The organism is Paracoccus laeviglucosivorans (genome assembly GCF_900182695.1).
Taxonomy (GTDB): domain Bacteria; phylum Pseudomonadota; class Alphaproteobacteria; order Rhodobacterales; family Rhodobacteraceae; genus Paracoccus; species Paracoccus laeviglucosivorans.
Genome location: NZ_FXTK01000002.1, coordinates 29,488 through 45,560 on the forward strand (window position 1 = coordinate 29,488; position 16,073 = coordinate 45,560).

Annotated in this window: 13 protein-coding genes; 8 read left to right on the forward strand and 5 right to left on the reverse strand. The window is 64.4% G+C overall.

Features of this window, described 5'->3' with window-relative positions:
• Positions 1-37 precede the first annotated feature (37 nt).
• From FN835_RS02265 to FN835_RS02280, 4 genes are all read right to left on the reverse strand, one after another.
• Positions 38-1,432, reverse strand: coding sequence for an efflux transporter outer membrane subunit (locus tag FN835_RS02265; protein WP_246098632.1), 1,395 nt, complete (start codon positions 1,430-1,432; stop codon positions 38-40).
• An 86-nt stretch (positions 1,433-1,518) separates the two neighbouring features.
• Positions 1,519-4,647, reverse strand: coding sequence for an efflux RND transporter permease subunit (locus FN835_RS02270; protein WP_142661580.1), 3,129 nt, complete (start codon positions 4,645-4,647; stop codon positions 1,519-1,521).
• A 6-nt stretch (positions 4,648-4,653) separates the two neighbouring features.
• Entirely contained in the window at positions 4,654-5,901 is a 1,248-nt protein-coding gene (locus FN835_RS02275; protein WP_142661581.1) for an efflux RND transporter periplasmic adaptor subunit, read from the reverse strand.
• 70 nt (positions 5,902-5,971) lie between these two features.
• Complete coding sequence (locus tag FN835_RS02280) at positions 5,972-6,541, reverse strand: TetR/AcrR family transcriptional regulator (protein ID WP_142661582.1); 570 nt, start codon at positions 6,539-6,541, stop codon at positions 5,972-5,974.
• A gap of 129 nt (positions 6,542-6,670) precedes the next feature.
• On the opposite strand from FN835_RS02280, the gene FN835_RS02285 reads away from it, so the two are divergent.
• The gene (locus tag FN835_RS02285; RefSeq protein WP_246098633.1) at positions 6,671-7,360 is read left to right on the forward strand and encodes a FadR/GntR family transcriptional regulator; all 690 of its coding nucleotides are present in this window, start codon (positions 6,671-6,673) and stop codon (positions 7,358-7,360) included.
• Here the strand turns inward: FN835_RS02285 and FN835_RS02290 are convergent.
• Positions 7,357-8,115 (reverse strand): IclR family transcriptional regulator domain-containing protein, encoded by a 759-nt coding sequence (locus FN835_RS02290; protein WP_142661583.1) that lies wholly within the window; start codon positions 8,113-8,115, stop codon positions 7,357-7,359. The two genes, FN835_RS02285 and FN835_RS02290, sit on opposite strands and share 4 nt — an antisense overlap.
• Positions 8,116-8,223: 108 nt before the next feature.
• On the opposite strand from FN835_RS02290, the gene FN835_RS02295 reads away from it, so the two are divergent.
• From FN835_RS02295 to FN835_RS02325, 7 genes are all read left to right on the forward strand, one after another.
• A complete protein-coding gene (locus FN835_RS02295) occupies positions 8,224-8,958 on the forward strand; it encodes a 3-oxoacid CoA-transferase subunit A (protein ID WP_142661584.1) in 735 nt (244 codons plus the stop codon).
• Entirely contained in the window at positions 8,955-9,623 is a 669-nt protein-coding gene (locus FN835_RS02300) for a 3-oxoacid CoA-transferase subunit B (RefSeq protein WP_142661585.1), read from the forward strand. Before FN835_RS02295 ends, FN835_RS02300 begins: the two co-directional genes overlap by 4 nt.
• Positions 9,624-9,625: 2 nt before the next feature.
• Positions 9,626-10,825: a 3-oxoadipyl-CoA thiolase gene (pcaF, locus tag FN835_RS02305; protein WP_142661586.1), complete on the forward strand. Its 1,200-nt coding sequence runs from the start codon at positions 9,626-9,628 to the stop codon at positions 10,823-10,825.
• A gap of 245 nt (positions 10,826-11,070) precedes the next feature.
• Positions 11,071-12,519, forward strand: coding sequence for an amino acid permease (locus tag FN835_RS02310; RefSeq protein WP_142661587.1), 1,449 nt, complete (start codon positions 11,071-11,073; stop codon positions 12,517-12,519).
• Positions 12,516-13,442 (forward strand): asparaginase domain-containing protein, encoded by a 927-nt coding sequence (locus tag FN835_RS02315; protein ID WP_142661588.1) that lies wholly within the window; start codon positions 12,516-12,518, stop codon positions 13,440-13,442. Before FN835_RS02310 ends, FN835_RS02315 begins: the two co-directional genes overlap by 4 nt.
• A gap of 79 nt (positions 13,443-13,521) precedes the next feature.
• Positions 13,522-14,505 (forward strand): FUSC family protein, encoded by a 984-nt coding sequence (locus FN835_RS02320; protein ID WP_142661589.1) that lies wholly within the window; start codon positions 13,522-13,524, stop codon positions 14,503-14,505.
• 46 nt (positions 14,506-14,551) lie between these two features.
• Positions 14,552-15,997, forward strand: a complete 1,446-nt coding sequence (locus tag FN835_RS02325) for an amidase (RefSeq protein WP_142661590.1) — start codon at positions 14,552-14,554, stop codon at positions 15,995-15,997.
• Positions 15,998-16,073 lie beyond the last annotated feature (76 nt).

Here is a 16,073-nt window from a genome sequence, read left to right on the forward strand (position 1 = left end):
CAAAGAAAAAGGGGCGCGTTTTGCGCCCCCTTACGGGTCAGTTTGTGGCAGGGATGCCGACCCCGCCCGATGCGGCGGCGCTCAGCGCCACAAAGTTCAATGCCTGCTGACGAACGGCATTGGCAAGTTCCTGACGCGCGTCCAGCAGGGTGCGTTCGGCGTCCAGAACCGGGAAGAAGCCCGCCTCGCCCAATTCATACGAGGTCTGCGCCAATCCGACCGATTCACGGGCGTTGTTGACCAGACGCGATTGCGCATCGACGGCGCGCGCATCGCGGTTATAGCCTGCAAGTGCGTTCTCGACCTCTTCGACCGCTTTCAGGACCGAGGATTGCCACGCCAGCCGCGCCTGTTCGGCCTTTGCCTGAGCTGCGGAAAGCTGCGCCTGATTGGCGGCGTTGAACAAGGGAACCGAGATTTGCGGACCAAAGCCCCAGGTCTTGATGCTGCCTGCGCTGCCAAGATCTATCGGGGTGACGTTCCCGGTCAGCGTCAGCTTGGGATAGAAAGCCGCGCGCGCCTCGCCCACGCTGGCAATGGCTGCGGCAAAATTGCGCTCGGACACGCGCACATCGGGACGCGCGCGAACCACATCGGCGGGCACGCCAACGCTGGCGCGGTAACGGGCGCGGGGCTGCCCACCGCCACGACGCAGCCGCCCGGCAATATCGGCGCTGCGCCCGGCGGTCAGCGTGGCCAGACGGTTGATCGACTGGTCGTAGCCCACCTCAAGCGCGGGCAGCGCAGCTTCGGCCTGCGTGACCAGCTGTTCGGCCTGCAAGACCTCGATCCGGGACACCGAGCCCAGCACATCCTGTTCGCGGGTCAGCGACAGCGTGCGGCGGCGGCTTTCAAGGCTTTGCCGTGTCAGGGCAGCCGCCTCGCCGTAATAGCGTGCGTCAATATAGGCTTGCGAAATGGCGCTGGCGACGGTCAGACGCGCCACCTCGGCCGACAGATAGGCCGCATCAAGCTGCGCCGACGCACCCTGACGCGCCGCGCGGTTCGCGCCAAAAATGTCGATCAGCCACGAAATCCCCAGCGTGCCCGAGCTTTGCTCGATCACCACGCCCGAACCTTCGCTGTCGCCACGCGACGCGGCACCTTGCAGCACAGCATTGGGCAGATCGTTCGCGCCGACCAGACGCGCATTGGCCTGCGCCTCGCGGATGACGGAAATCGCGGTCAGAACGTCAAGGTTGCGCGCCAGACCCGCCGCGACCAGCGCATCAAGCTGGCTGTCGCGGAAGGCCGACCACCAGGGGTTGGCACCCGCGCGGCGCGCGGGGCTGTCGGCGGCAAAGCGTTCGGGCAGATCGGTTTCAGGCGCGCGATAGGCAGCGGGGCTACACGCCGCCAGCGCCAGCGTCGAGGCAAGACCGCCCAGAATCAGGCGACGCGACAGGATCGAAGAGTGGGACATCTGGATCATCTCAACTTGCGCCCCGCCTTTGGGGCATGGATCGAAAAGCGCGGGCAAGGACCGGAGCAGCCCTGCCCGCGCGCGACGGGCCGTATCTAGCCTGCCGTATTCGTGTTGGTGGTGACGGCCTGCCGCACCCGGTCCTTGCCCCGGCTGAACAGACCCAGCACGAAGACGAAGAACACCGGCACGAAAAACACCGCCAGCACCGTGGCCGCGACCATGCCGCCGATGACGCCGGTGCCGATTGCGTTCTGCGACGCAGCCGAAGCCCCGGTGGCAATCGCCAGCGGCACCACGCCCAGCGTGAAGGCCATCGAAGTCATCAGGATCGGACGGAAGCGCAGCTTCGCCGCCTCGACCGCCGCTTCGATCAGGGTCATGCCCTGTTCGCGCAGATCCTTGGCGAATTCCACGATCAGGATGGCGTTTTTGGCCGACAGTCCGATGATCGCGATAAGCCCCACCTTGAAGTAGACGTCATTGGGCATGTCGCGCAGCATAACTGCCGCGATACAGCCGATGACGCCCAATGGGACCACCAGCATCACCGAAAGCGGGATGGACCAGCTTTCATACAGGCCCGACAGCAGCAGGAAGACGAACAGGATCGACATGGCGAACAGGATGGTCGAGGTATTGCCCGAGCTGATTTCCTCAAGCGTCTGACCCGTCCATTCATAGGCAAAGCCCTGCGGCAGTTCCGATGCCAGACGCTCCATTTCTGCTACGGCAGCACCCGAGGAATAGCCGGGCACGGCCTGACCCGCGATGCGGACCGAAGGATAGCCGTTATAGCCGACCACCTGGCTTGGCCCCTGTTCCCAATCCACCGTCGCGAATGACGAGAAGGGGACCATGCCGCCATTGGCGTTGCGCACGGTCAGGTTCAAGATGTCTTCGGCCTGCATGCGGCTTTCTTCCTGCGCCTGCACGATCACGCGCTGCATCCGGCCCTTGTTCGGGAAGTCGTTGATATAGCTGGAACCAAGGTTCGCCGAGATCGTCTGGTTGATGTCGCTGAAGGCGACGCCGAAGGTCTGCGCCTTGTCGCGGTCGATATTGATCGCGACCTGCGCTGCTGCGGGCATCCCTTCGACGCGCAGGCCGGTGACGATCCCGCCGTTCTGCGCCTCGGCCATCAGTTGGGCTGTGGCTGCGTTCAGCGCCTCCTGGCCGTTGCCGCCACGGTCCTGCAGACGGAACGAGAAACCGCCCGAGGTGCCGAAGCCCGGAATGGCCGGGGGCGACAGCGAATAGATCTGCGCATCCTTGGTCTGGAACAGCGCCATGTTGGCACCGTTCGCGATTTCGCTGGCGGATTGGTCACGTTCGGACCAGTCCTTGAAGGTGATGAAGGCCAGACCGGCATTCGGACCCTGCCCCGAGAACGAGAAGCCGCGAATGCCTACGACGTTTTCCACTGCCGGGTTCTGGCCGTAGAATTCCTCGATCGTGCGGATCGCCGCATCGGTCCGCTGCGAGCTTGCGGTCGCGGGCGTCTGGATGTCCGAGATGATGAAGCCCTGATCTTCGTCAGGCAAGAAGCCGGTCGGCAACGAGGTAAAGCTCCAGCCGGTCAGCGCGACGATACCCAGATAGACGACCATCACCAGCCCGGTGCGCCGCGTCAGCACCGACACGCCGCGCCCGTAACGCTGGGTAGCCGCGTCGAATTTGCGGTTGAACCAGCCAAAGAAGCCCTTCTTTTCGTGATGACCCTTGATGGGCTTCAGGAAGGTCGCGCAAAGGGCGGGTGTCAGCGTCAGGGCAAGGAAGGCCGAGAACATGATCGACACCACCATCGTCAATGCGAACTGGCGATAGATGATCCCGGTCGATCCGGGGAAGAATGCCATCGGGATGAACACGGCGGCCAGAACCAGCGTGATGCCGATGATCGCGCCCGAAATCTCGCCCATGGCCTTTTGCGTGGCTTCCTTGGGGGGCAGCCCTTCGTGGGCCATGATGCGTTCGACGTTTTCGATGACCACGATGGCGTCATCGACAAGGATCCCGATGGCCAGAACCATGGCGAACATGGTCAGCACGTTGATCGAGAACCCCGCGACCAGCATCACCGCGATAGTTCCCGCCAACGCGATGGGAACCACGATGGTCGGGATCAGGGTATAGCGGATGTTCTGCAGGAATAGGAACATCACGATAAAGACCAGCACCACGGCTTCGATCAGCGTGTGGATCACCTTCTCGATGGATTTGCCGACGAAAGGTGCGGTGTCATAGGGCACCGAATATTCGACACCCTGCGGGAAAAGCTGCGACAGTTCGGTCATTTTCGCCTGAACCGCGGCCGAGGTCGCCATCGCGTTCCCGGTGGACGAAAGCTGCACGCCGATCATCGCCGCAGGCTGCGCATTCAGGCGCGAGGCGAAGTTATAGGTGTCGGCACCGATTTCAACCTGCGCCACATCGCGCAGCCGCACGGTCGAGCCGTCCGGGTTGGCGCGCAAGACGATATTGCCGAATTCCTGCGGCTCGGTCAGCTGGCCCTTGACCAGAACGGATGCGGTCAACTGCTGGTTCACCGGGTTCGGGTCGGCCCCGATCTGACCGGCGGCGACCTGTGCGTTCTGCGCGCGGATGGCGTTCGCCACATCGGCAGGCGACATGTTCAGGCCGGTCAGCTTGTCGGGATCCAGCCAGATCCGCATCGCCTCCTCCGAGGCAAAGACCTGTGCGCGGCCCACGCCGTCGATGCGGCGGATTTCGCCCACGACGTTTCGGTTGATGTAGTCACCCAGCGCCACGCTGTCCATCGACCCGTCCGAGGACGTGAGCGAGACGATCATCAGAAAGCCCGCGCCCGCCTCCTCGACGTTGATGCCCTGATCGACGACCGATTGCGGCAGCACAGGTTCGACCCGGCTGATCGCGTTCTGAATATCGACCTGCGCGGTGCCCACATTGGTGCCCGGCGCGAATGTCGCCGTGATCGAGATTGCGCCCGATACGTCCGAGGTGGATTCGAAATACTGAATCCCCTGAATGCTGTTCAGTTCCTGCTCGATGGGCTGGGCCACCGACTGATACATCTCGTTCGGGGTGGCCCCGGTATAGACGGTCGAGATCTGGATCTGCGGCGGTGCGACCTGCGGATATTGTGCGACCGGCATCTGCGGCAGCGCGATCAGCCCCGCGATGACGATAAAGATCGACAGCACCCAGGCCAGAACCGGGCGAAGAATAAAGAATTGTGCCATCTGGACTTATTCCTTGGTCGCCGTCTTGGTGGGCGCGGCTGCGGCAGCCTGATCCGCGCCTTGGGCGGGATCGGCTGCGGCGGGCGCGCTTTCGGCTGCGGGCGTGGCTGCGTCGGTTGCGGCGGCAGGGGTCGCCTCGACGGGTTCGGGGACGACCTTGGCGTCGGGGTAAAGCTTCTGCGCCCCTTCGACCACGACCTTTTCACCTGCGGCCAGACCTTCTTCGACCAGCCAGCGGTTGTCGTTGGTCTGGCCCAGACGGACCTGACGGCGTTCGACCGTATCGGCGTCCTTCAGGACATAGACGAATGCACCGCCCGACTGGTCACGCTGCACCGCCATCTGCGGCACGGTCAGGGCATTTTCGCGCACGGCCTGTTCGACGCGGGCGCGGACGTAAAGGCCGGGCAGCAGATCGCCGTCGGGGTTCGGGAATTCGGCCCGCAGCGTGATCTGGCCGGTGGTGCTGTCCACGCTGGCTTCCGAAAACAGCAGCTTGCCCGGATGGGCGTATTTCGTGCCGTCGTCGAAATAAAGCTGAACCTGCGCCTCTTGCGAGGTTGCCATCATCAGCGTGCCCGCATCGCGCGCACGGCGCAGCGCGAACAGGTCCGAGGACGATTGCGTCACATCGACATAGACCGGATCAAGCTGCTGGATCGTCGCCATGATGTCGGTCTGGGCGTTGACCAGCGCGCCTTCGGTCACCAAAGCGCGACCCACGATGCCGCCGATCGGGGCGGTCACGTCGGTATAGCCGAAATTCAACTGTGCCTCCTGCAACGAGGCGCGGGCGATGCCCACATCCGCCTCGGCCTGGGCCAGCGCAGTCGTCGCGTTTTCCAGATCGACACCTGCCGTCACCTGACGGGCGCGAAGCTGTTCGGTCCGGCGCAACTGGTCCTGCGCGTTCTTGCGGCTGGCCTCGGCGCGGGCAAGGGTCGCCTCGGCGCTGGCCACGCGGACCGCATAGGGGGCTGGGTCGATCTTATAAAGCACGTCACCCGCATTCACGGTGCTGCCCTGTTCGAAGACGCGGCTGACGACGATGCCGCCGATGCGCGGGCGCACCTCGGCCGTGCGCGTCGCGGCAACGCGGCCCGGCAATTCGTTGATCACCGGCATGGGCTGCGGGGTCAGCGTCTGGACGCTGACGACGGGCGGCGGCAGTTCTTGGGCAATGGCGGGGCCGGTCAGGAAGACAAGGCCCGCCAGCAGGCAGGCGAACCCACCGGACTTGCGGTCATTTAGCATGGATTTGACTTTCGGATCGGTCTTCGGGGAGGAAGAGAGGCTATGGGAGGGGGAGGTCGTCAAAGATGTTTCAGTCCGGGCGCGGCGCACCCTTGTCGCTTTCGGCGATGACCATCAGGTCATCCAGAATTTCCTTGCGCGTCTGGTCGTCGAACCTGTGGAAACCAAAATATTCCAGAAACGCCATGCCGTGCAGCGTCAGTAGCGCGCGCAGCATCTTGCGCGGCTCATCGGCTTCGGCTGCGACCCGTTCGGCATCGCGGCACAGTTCCTGACGCATGATGTCGCGGCATTCGGCATTTTCGCCCATGCCCGCGCTGATCAGCAGCGCCATGGCAATGTCTTCGTCGGTCGGCGCGGTGCGGAATTCGTCGATCAGCGCACGCAGCCAGGCATTCGGCTGACCTTCGTGGCGGGCAAAGGCTTCGTCGAAATTCTCGCGATGCTGGTCAAGCTGATAGCGCGTAAAGGCGGCCAACAGGCCAGCCTTGCTTTCGCAGTCATAGACGACGCTGGATTTGCTGACGCCGGCCTCTTTGGCGACGGCATCGATGCTCAGGCCGCTGACGCCACAGCGGCGCGCCACGCATTCAACGGCCTGCATCAGGCCATCGCGATCAATGCTGCGCTTGCGTCCCATCGTCTCGTCCATTTTTCAATACGACCGTTCGTAAATAAAATTCGCCCCCACGTCAAGCCGCGATCACCATTGCCCCGGCCGGAACGATTTGCCAAACTGTCCGACAACAAAAAGAAAGGGAGGGAGGTCGTGGCAGACTGGCTGAACGAAAAGGCGCCAATTGCACGGAAAAACGCCGCTGAAGTCGTGTTCGAGGATCTTCGCGGCTCGATCCTTTCCGGTCAGGTTCCCGTCGGAAGCCGCCTGCCTTCGGAAGAAAAGCTGGCCCGGACCTATGGCGTCAGCCGCCCCATCATCCGCGAGGCGATGCGGTCCCTGCAGACGCTTGGCCTGACGCGCAGCCGCAGCGGCTCGGGCAGTTTCGTCATTTCGACCCAGCAGCGCAGCGAACTGGCTTACGGCGACATTTCCGCCCGCGATCTGGACGAGGCGCGCCCGCATATCGAAATTCCCGCCGCCGGCTGGGCCGCTTTGCGGCGCGACGCGGCGCAGGTCCGCGAATTGCTGCATCTGTGCGATCAGATGGACGCGCATGTGGATTCGCTGAAATGGGTGCAGATGGACAGCGACTTTCACACGCTGATTGCCGCTGCGTCGCAGAATGCGCTGTTTGCGCGGATCGTGTCGGAATCGCGCGATGCGATGATGCAGCAATCCGAATTGGTCAACCTGCTGGCGCATCGCCGCGTGGCCTCGAATGACGAACATCGCCGCATCGCGCAGGCCATCGCGGCCGGATCCGAGGCCGATGCCCGCGCCGCCATGGCCGATCACCTCGACCTTGTGAAAAAGGCCATCGCGCGGATCACGCAGGCCTAACGCAGCAGCCCGCGCAATTCGGCCTGAATGCGAAGCAGATCGCGCAGGAACCGCGCGGGCAGATCCTGAACCGTCGCATGTGTGGCCGACAGCCCCACATTCAGCGCCGCGACCACCCTGCCCCGCGCGCTCAGCAGCGGCACGGCAATGGAACGCAGGCCCTGTTCTACCTCCTGATCGATCACCGCATAGCCCTGTTCGCGGACGCGGCCCAATTCCGCCGCAAGGACAGCGCCATCAGTGATCGTCTGCGCCGTGCGCGCCGGAAAGGGGCCGGGCCCCAGCAAAGCCTGCACCTCATCGGGCGTCAAAGCCGCCAACATTACGCGCCCCATCGAGGTGCAGTAGGCAGGCAGCCGAGACCCCGGCATCAGCGAAATCGACATGACCCGCTGCTGCGCCGCGCGCGCGACATAGACGATTTCCGCCCCGTCCAGCACCGAAACCGATGAACTTTCGCCGATCCTGTCCGACAGCGCGTCCAGCCAGGGCTGCACGATCTGCGGCAGCGGCATCGTCGCAAGGCAGGCCGTGCCCAGCCGCAGGATGCGCGGCGTCAGCGTGAAGAACTTGCCGTCGTAATCGGCGTAACCGTGATGGGCCAAGGTCAGCAGGCAGCGCCGCGCGGTGGCACGGTCCAGCGCCGATGCCTCGGCCACCTCGGCGATGGATTGGCGCGGGCGTTCGGCGGTAAAGGTTTCGATCACGCGCAGCCCCTTGGCCAGCCCGCTCATCAGGTCGCGTTCGTTCGTCATGCCAATCCGTGCGATATGTGAACAAAAACATCATATCGCACAAACCGCATTTACGGAAGCCCCGCCGATCCGCTAACCCACCCGCATCGCAATTCGCAGGAGGGCGGAATGGACAAGACGCTTCCCGATCTGGCCGCGGCGGTGGCAGGGATCGAAGACGGCATGACCGTGATGATTGGCGGCTTCGGCGGTTCGGGTGCGCCGATCGAGCTGGTCCACGCGCTGATCGACCGCTTTCTTGCCACCGGGCATCCGAAAAATCTGACGGTCGTGAACAACAATGCGGGCAACGGCCATGTCGGGCTGGCGGCGCTGATCGAACAGGGGATGGTCGCCAAGCTGATCTGTTCCTTCCCGCGTTCCGCCGATCCGCGCGTCTTTACCGACGCTTACCTTGCCGGCAAGATCGAACTAGAGCTGGTCCCGCAAGGCACGCTGGCCGAACGCATCCGCGCAGGCGGCGCAGGCATTCCGGCATTCTACACCCCCACCAGCTTCGGCACCGATCTTGCCAAGGGCAAGCCGGTCGAGGAATTCGAAGGCCGCGCCTATGTGCAGGAACGCTGGCTGAAGGCGGATTACGCGCTGGTCAAGGCCGATCGGGGCGACACCTTGGGCAACCTGACCTATCGCATGGCAGCGCGGAATTTTGGACCGCTGATGTGCATGGCGGCGCGGACCGCCATCGTGCAGGTGTCGGCATTGGTCGAACCGGGCAGCATCGACCCCGAAACCGTCGTCACCCCCGGCATCTTTGTCCAAGGCATCGTGCAGGTCGCGAACCCCGCACAGGAAGAGGACCTGAACCGCGCCAACGCCCGCTACCCGGAGGATGCAGCATGAGCAAACTGACCTCGACCCAAATCGCATGGCGCGCGGCGCAGGACATCGCGGATGGCGCCTATGTCAATCTTGGCATCGGCTTCCCGGAAATGGTGGCGAAATTCCAGCCGCCCGGCCGTCAGGCGATCTTTCACACTGAAAACGGCATCCTCGGCTTCGGCGAGGCCCCCGCTGCCGGGTCCGAGGATTGGGATCTGATCAACGCGGGCAAGAAAGCCGTGACGATCAAGCCCGGCACGGCGTTTTTCCACCACGCCGACAGTTTCGCGATGGTGCGCGGCGGGCATCTGGATGTCGCGATCCTTGGCGCCTATGAGGTGGCCGAGACGGGCGATCTGGCGAACTGGTCCACCGGCCCCAAGGGCGTCCCCGCCGTGGGCGGCGCGATGGATCTGGTGCATGGCGCGAAACGCGTCGCCGTCATCACCGATCACGTGACCAAGGACGGCAAGCCCAAGCTGGTCAAGACCTGCACGCTGCCGCTGACCGGGGTGGGCTGCGTCACGCGCGTCTATACCTCGCTTGCGGTGGTGGATGTGCAGGATGGCCGCTTCGTGCTGCGCGAAAAGCTGGCGGCGCTGTCATTTGACGAATTGCAATCCATGACCGGCGCCACACTGTATATCGACGGCGACGTGGCCGACCTGACCGTCCCGGAGCTTTGATCATGCGCGACGTTTACATCTGCGACTATATCCGCACGCCCATCGGTCGCTTCGGCGGCGCGCTTGCTTCGGTCCGAGCCGACGATCTGGGCGCGATCCCCCTGCGCGCGCTGATGGCGCGGAACGCGGGCGTGGACTGGCAGGCGGTTGATGACGTGATCTTTGGCTGCGCCAATCAGGCGGGCGAAGATAACCGCAACGTCGCCCGCATGTCTGTCCTGCTGGCCGGTCTGCCCGTCGGCGTGACGGGGACGACGATCAACCGCCTTTGCGGCTCGGGCATGGATGCCGTGTTGGTCGCCGCGCGCCAGATCATGGCAGGTGAGGCTGATCTGATGATCGCGGGCGGTGTCGAATCCATGTCGCGCGCGCCCTTTGTCATGCCCAAGGCCGAATCCGCCTATTCCCGCGCCGCCGAGATCCACGACACCACCATCGGCTGGCGCTTCGTCAACCCGGCTATGGCAAAGGCTTATGGCGTCGATTCCATGCCGCAGACCGGCCAGAACGTCGCCGATGATTACGGCATCGACCGGGCGGCGCAGGATGCGATGGCGCTTGCCTCGCAATCCAAAGCCGCAGCAGCGCAGGCGAATGGCCGTCTGGCGCGCGAGATCACGCAGGTCGAGGTGCCGCAGCGCAAGGGCGATCCGCTGATCGTGGACCGCGATGAACACCCCCGCACCACCACGTCCGAGGCGTTGGCCAAGCTGCGCCCATTGTTCGACGGCGGTTCAGTCACCGCAGGAAATGCGTCGGGGGTGAATGACGGGGCAGCGGCGCTGATCCTTGCGACGGCGGATGCCGCGAAACGGCACGGGCTGACCCCCATCGCGCGCGTGCTGGGCGGGGCTGTGGCGGGCGTGCCGCCGCGCATCATGGGCATCGGCCCTGCGCCCGCCAGCGCGAAGCTGATGGCAAGGTTGGGGCTGACGCCCGCCGATTTCGACGTGATCGAGCTGAACGAGGCTTTTGCCGCCCAGGGCGTCGCCACCTTGCGCGAGCTGGGCATTGCCGATGACGATCCGCGCGTGAACCGAAATGGCGGGGCCATCGCGCTGGGTCATCCGCTGGGCATGTCGGGCGCCCGCATCACCGGGACCGCGGCGCTGGAGCTGTCGCTGACGGGCGGCAAGCGTGCTCTTTCGACCATGTGCATCGGCGTCGGGCAAGGAATTGCCATCGCGCTGGAACGGGTCTGATTCAACAACATCGCAAGCTTGATGAATGGTTTGCAAGCATTTCCCAGAAACGATCGCCGCCCCGCGCAGCCACCTCCGCGCGGGGCGTCTGCATTTTTCCTTGACGATTCCGTGTCACAGATATTAAGCGCCAAATCTGTCAAACAGCTTTGCAGCATTGCGATCCGGGAAGAGCGGCCGATACTGGCCTGTCGCAATGCCGCGCAACAAGGCTGGTGTCGCCAACGGGACGGGACGGAGAACCTATGTCACATCAGAACACCCCTGCCGACGGGCAGGTCTTCGCCAAGGAAGAGGCGGGCTTTCACAAATCTCTGAAACCGCGCCAGATCCAGATGATCGCCATCGGCGGTGCCATCGGCACCGGGCTTTTCCTGGGTGCGGGCGGGCGTCTTGCCGTCGCAGGCCCGGCACTGGTGCTGGTCTATGCGCTATGCGGCTTTTTCGGCTTTCTGGTGCTGCGCGCCTTGGGCGAACTGATCATGCACCGCCCCAGCTCTGGCTCATTCGTTAGCTATGCGCGTGAGTTCTATGGCGAAAAGCTCGCCTTCGCGGCGGGCTGGATGTATTGGATCAACTGGGCCATGACATCGGTGGCAGATGTCACCGCCGTCGCCGTCTACATGAACTTCTTCAAGGCCTATATCCCGTGGCTGGCGGGCGTCGATCAGTGGATGTTCGCGCTCGGCGCGCTGGTGGTGGTGCTGGCGATGAACATGCTTTCGGTCAAGGTCTTCGGTGAACTGGAATTCTGGTTCAGCCTGATCAAGGTCGTGTCGCTGGTCGGCTTTTTGCTGATCGGCATCTGGTTCGTCGTCACCGGCACGCCGGTCGCGGGCCACACCCCCGGACTTCAGCTGATTTCCGACAGCGGCGGCTGGTTCCCCAATGGATTGCTGCCCGCGCTGGTCATCATTCAAGGGGTGATCTTCGCCTATGCCTCGATCGAGTTGATCGGAACGGCTGCAGGCGAAACGCAGGATCCGCGCGAGGTGATGCCGCGCGCCATCCGCACGGTGGTTCTGCGACTTGTCATCTTCTATGTCGGTTCGGTGCTTCTGCTGTCGCTTCTGCTGCCCTATACCGCCTATAAGGCAGGCGAAAGCCCGTTCGTGACCTTCTTCGGCGCGATCGGGATCGAGGGAGCGGACGTGATCATGAACCTTGTGGTGCTGACGGCGGTGCTGTCCTCGCTGAATGCGGGGCTGTATTCGACGGGCCGCATCCTGCATTCGATGGCGATCTCTGGCTCGGCCCCGGCATCGCTGGCCAAGATGAACAAGGCGGGCGTGCCTTACATGGGCATCGCCGTCACCGCTTTCGTCACCGTGCTGGGCGTAGTGCTGAACGCCTATATGCCCGCAGACGCGTTCGAGATCGCGATCAACGTCGCCGCACTTGGCCTGATCTTCGCATGGGCCACCATCGTGCTGTGCCAGTTGAAACTGTGGAGCCTGTCGCGCCAAGGCGTCATCCAGCGCCCCGATTTCCGCATGTTCGGTGCGCCCTTCACCGGCATCGCCACGCTGGCCTTCCTGCTGGGCGTCGTCGTGCTGATGGCCTTCGACTATCCGATCGGGACATATACCGTCGCATCGCTGCTGGTGATCGTGCCGGCGCTGGTCGTGGGCTGGTATCTGGCGCGCAGTCGCATTGCCGCCATCGCGCAGGCGAACGAAGCGGGGCGCGGGTGAACGCTTCCACGCAAATCCCTCTGGTCGCGGTCATCGCGACCGGAGGCACCATCGCCAGCCGCAAGGGTACGGACGGCGCGGCCAGTCCCGCGCTGACCGGCCGGGATCTGCTGGACCTGCTGCCGCCGATGCAGGTTCGCCTGCGGGCGGTGGAATTGCTGGCCAAGGACAGCTCCAGCCTGACGCTAAGCGATATGCAGCTTGTCAGCGACGCGGTGGGCGCGCAGCTTGCCGATCCGGCAATCGCGGGCGTGGTGATCCTGCACGGCACCGACGCGATGGAGGAAACCGCGCTGCTGGTCCGGCTTCAGCATGGTGCGGCAAAGCCGGTGGTTTTCACGGGCGCTCAGTTTTCGGCTGACAGCGCGCAGCCGGACGGACCGGGCAATCTGGCCGATGCCATCCACGCGGTGCTGGACGGCGGCGACGGCGTGCGGTTGGCCTTTGGGGGCCGTCTGCTGCCGGTCTGGGGACTTTACAAGCACGCATCCGACCGCGCCGAGGCATTCGCACTGGCCGGGGGACAAGCGCCTGCCCTGCCCGCGCTGCCAGCATCGGTGGCGGGGCTGCGCGTGGATATTGTCGCGCTGCATCCCGGCGCGGATGCGCTGCACCTGAACGCCAGCATCGCTGTCGATGCAAAAGGGATCGTGCTGGCCGCACTGGGTTCGGGCAATACCACCGCCGAAGTCGTGGCGGCCGTCGCCCGCGCAACGGCTGCGGGCATCCCGGTCATCACCTCAAGCCGCGTGCCCGAAGGGGTGCTTGCACCCGCCTATGGCGGTGGCGGCGGCGGGCACGACCTGATGGCGGCGGGTGCGATCCATTCGCGATGGCTGCGTCCGGGTCAGGCGCGCATTCTGCTGGCGGCATTGCTGGCCAATGGCGCAACTCACGGGCAGATTTTGCGGGCCTTTGCATAATTCCCGCATCCGGCACAGGTTGCATCTACGCCCCGTTTGACGCAAGGAATGGCCATCCCTTCCTGTCGAAGTCTTGGCCATGAATCCTGCATCGCATTGGGCGCTGCGTGCGCTGCAACTGTTCGCCGCTGCCGCCATCTCATTGATCCTTGCCGTTCAGCTTGGCCTGCAAAACCCGTTCTGGGCGGCGATGCCGGTCTGGGTCGTGGCCCAACCCCACCGCGAGGATTTGCTGCTTCGCGCCGTTATGCGGGTCGCGGGCACGGCGCTTGGCGCAGCGATCGGCTGGCTTGCACTGACCCAACTGGCCGGAGAGCTGGCGCATGGAATCGTGCTGGTCCTTGCCGTGGGCATCGCGACCGCCGCGACATATTGGATCGGCACCGCCTATAGCTATGGTGCGCTGCTGGCCGGGATCACCGTGGCCGTGGTGCTGGTCCCGTCGATGGATCACCACGTCGAAGCCACCGCTTTCGCGCTGGACCGCATCTGGTGCACGCTGATCGGCGTGATTGCCGTGACGGCGATTACCTTTGTCTTTACCCCGCGCAGGCCGGAACCCATGCCGCGCCGCGTTCCGCCGCAGATGCGCCACGTGCTGCGTCATGGCATGATCGCAGGCGGTGCCTGCCTGCTGGGCGTAGTCTGGCTGCAAACCGTTGGCGGGCCTCCGGGGATCGCCGGGGCCATGTCGCTGTCGATCTTCAGCTTACTGATCGCCTCCAGCCGGACACCTGCGCCGATGCTGCAATACATGCCGCCCGGATCGCTGATCGGGGTGGGGGCTGCGCTGGCATATCGCGCGCTGGATCTGTCGCTGGTCGATCCGGCGGGCTGGGCTCTGTTGCTGGTCATGCCCTTTCTGGCCGCAGGGGCCGCGCTGCGCAGCCACCCCCGCAGCGCCCCTTTCGGTCTTGATGCCAACATGTCGTTCCTACTTGCCGCCGAGGCCGGAACGCAAGGCCACAGCATGCCTGCCCATCTTGCGGGTGGCGCTGCACTGGTGGCATCGGCATTTGCCTTTCGCGCAGTCTTTCGCCGGTTCGGTCATCAGCCCGGCTAAGCCGAATGGGTTGTAAGAGCGGATTATTTCTGCTGATCTTGCCGTCATGCTGAATATTGCGACAGACCGCCCGCTTACCGACTGGTCCGCACTGGACCTCAGCCGTGCCATCCACAGCCGTCAGGTTTCCTGCGTCGAGGTGATGGCCGCCTATCTTGACCGGATCGAACGGGTGAACCCCGGCTTGAACGCGCTGGTATCGCTGCGCCCGCGCGAAGAACTGCTGGCCGAGGCGGCGGATGCGGATGCCGCGCTGGCCCATGGCCAGGATCGCGGCTGGCTGCATGGCATCCCGCAAGCGCCCAAGGATCTGTCCGAGACAGCGGGGATCGCCACCGTCAAGGGCTCGGCCGCGCTGCGCAACAACATTCCGAAATCCGACGCGATCCATGTTGAGCGCCTGCGCAACGCAGGCGCAATCTTTATCGGCAAGACGAACACGCCGGAGTTCGGCCTTGGCTCGCATACCTACAACCCGGTTTTCGGCACCACCCTGAACGCCTGGGACCGGATGCGCAGCGCGGGCGGCAGTTCGGGCGGGGCGGCGGCGGCACTGGCCGCGCGTCTGCTGCCCGTGGCGGATGGCAGTGACATGATGGGGTCGCTGCGCAATCCTGCGGGCTGGAACAATATCTATGGATTTCGCCCGTCATTCGGGCGCGTGCCGCGCGGCCCTGCGCCTGAGATGTTTCTGCAACAGCTTTCGACCGATGGCCCGATGGCACGCAATATGGCCGATCTGTCGATGCTGTTCGCGACGCAGGCGGGCCACGATCCGCGCGATCCCCTGTCGCTTTGCGGTGACGGGGCAGAATTCCGCGACACTTTGGCCGGGACGCTCAAGGGCAAGCGCATCGGCTGGCTTGGCGATCTGGGCGGGCATCTGGCGACTGAACCGGGTGTGCTTGCCACTTGCGAAGCGGCGCTGGCGCTGTGTCAGGCGCAGGGCTGTGTCGTGGAGCCTCTGGCCCCCGGTTTCGATATGAACCAACTCTGGGACTGCTGGATCACGCTGCGCAGCTTCCTTGTGTCGGGCAGCCTTGGCGCAGTCTATGACAACCCGCGCAGCCGCGAATACCTGAAGCCCGAGGCGGTCTGGGAAATCGAACGGGGCCGCGCTCTGTCGCCGGCGCAGGTGCAGGCCGCATTCACACAGCGCAGCGCGTGGTATCGCCATGTGCTGGACCTGTTCACCCGCTATGATTTTCTGGCGCTGCCCACCGCGCAGCTTTTCCCGTTCGATGCCGCCCTGCATTGGCCACGCGAGATCGCGGGCCGCAGCATGGACACCTATCACCGCTGGATGGAGGTGGTGATTCCCGCAAGCCTTGCCGGACTGCCCGCTCTGGCCGTGCCCGCAGGCTTTGGTCCGACCGGGCTGCCCATGGGATTGCAGATCATGGGACCACCCCGCGCCGATCGCGCCGTGCTGGACTTTGGGCATGGCTATGACCTGATCCAGCCATTCACCGCGCAAACCTGCGCGGATTAAGCGTGTCTGGGCGATGAGGTTTAGATAAAGCTCATAAGTTCGTCGGGCGATATAAGACCGCCCGACGCTTTCATAT

Excerpts from the sequence above, each read along its gene's own strand:
- FN835_RS02290 (WP_142661583.1), bottom strand. The coding sequence starts at position 8,115 with ATGACGAACGAACGCGACCTGATGAGCGGGCTGGCCAAGGGGCTGCGC.
- FN835_RS02265 (WP_246098632.1), bottom strand. The coding sequence starts at position 1,432 with ATGATCCAGATGTCCCACTCTTCGATCCTGTCGCGTCGCCTGATTCTG.
- FN835_RS02320 (WP_142661589.1), top strand. The coding sequence starts at position 13,522 with ATGAATCCTGCATCGCATTGGGCGCTGCGTGCGCTGCAACTGTTCGCC.
- pcaF (WP_142661586.1), top strand. The coding sequence starts at position 9,626 with ATGCGCGACGTTTACATCTGCGACTATATCCGCACGCCCATCGGTCGC.
- FN835_RS02300 (WP_142661585.1), top strand. The coding sequence starts at position 8,955 with ATGAGCAAACTGACCTCGACCCAAATCGCATGGCGCGCGGCGCAGGAC.
- FN835_RS02270 (WP_142661580.1), bottom strand. The coding sequence starts at position 4,647 with ATGGCACAATTCTTTATTCTTCGCCCGGTTCTGGCCTGGGTGCTGTCG.
- FN835_RS02280 (WP_142661582.1), bottom strand. The coding sequence starts at position 6,541 with ATGGGACGCAAGCGCAGCATTGATCGCGATGGCCTGATGCAGGCCGTT.
- FN835_RS02325 (WP_142661590.1), top strand. The coding sequence starts at position 14,552 with ATGCTGAATATTGCGACAGACCGCCCGCTTACCGACTGGTCCGCACTG.
- FN835_RS02295 (WP_142661584.1), top strand. The coding sequence starts at position 8,224 with ATGGACAAGACGCTTCCCGATCTGGCCGCGGCGGTGGCAGGGATCGAA.
- FN835_RS02275 (WP_142661581.1), bottom strand. The coding sequence starts at position 5,901 with ATGCTAAATGACCGCAAGTCCGGTGGGTTCGCCTGCCTGCTGGCGGGC.
- FN835_RS02310 (WP_142661587.1), top strand. The coding sequence starts at position 11,071 with ATGTCACATCAGAACACCCCTGCCGACGGGCAGGTCTTCGCCAAGGAA.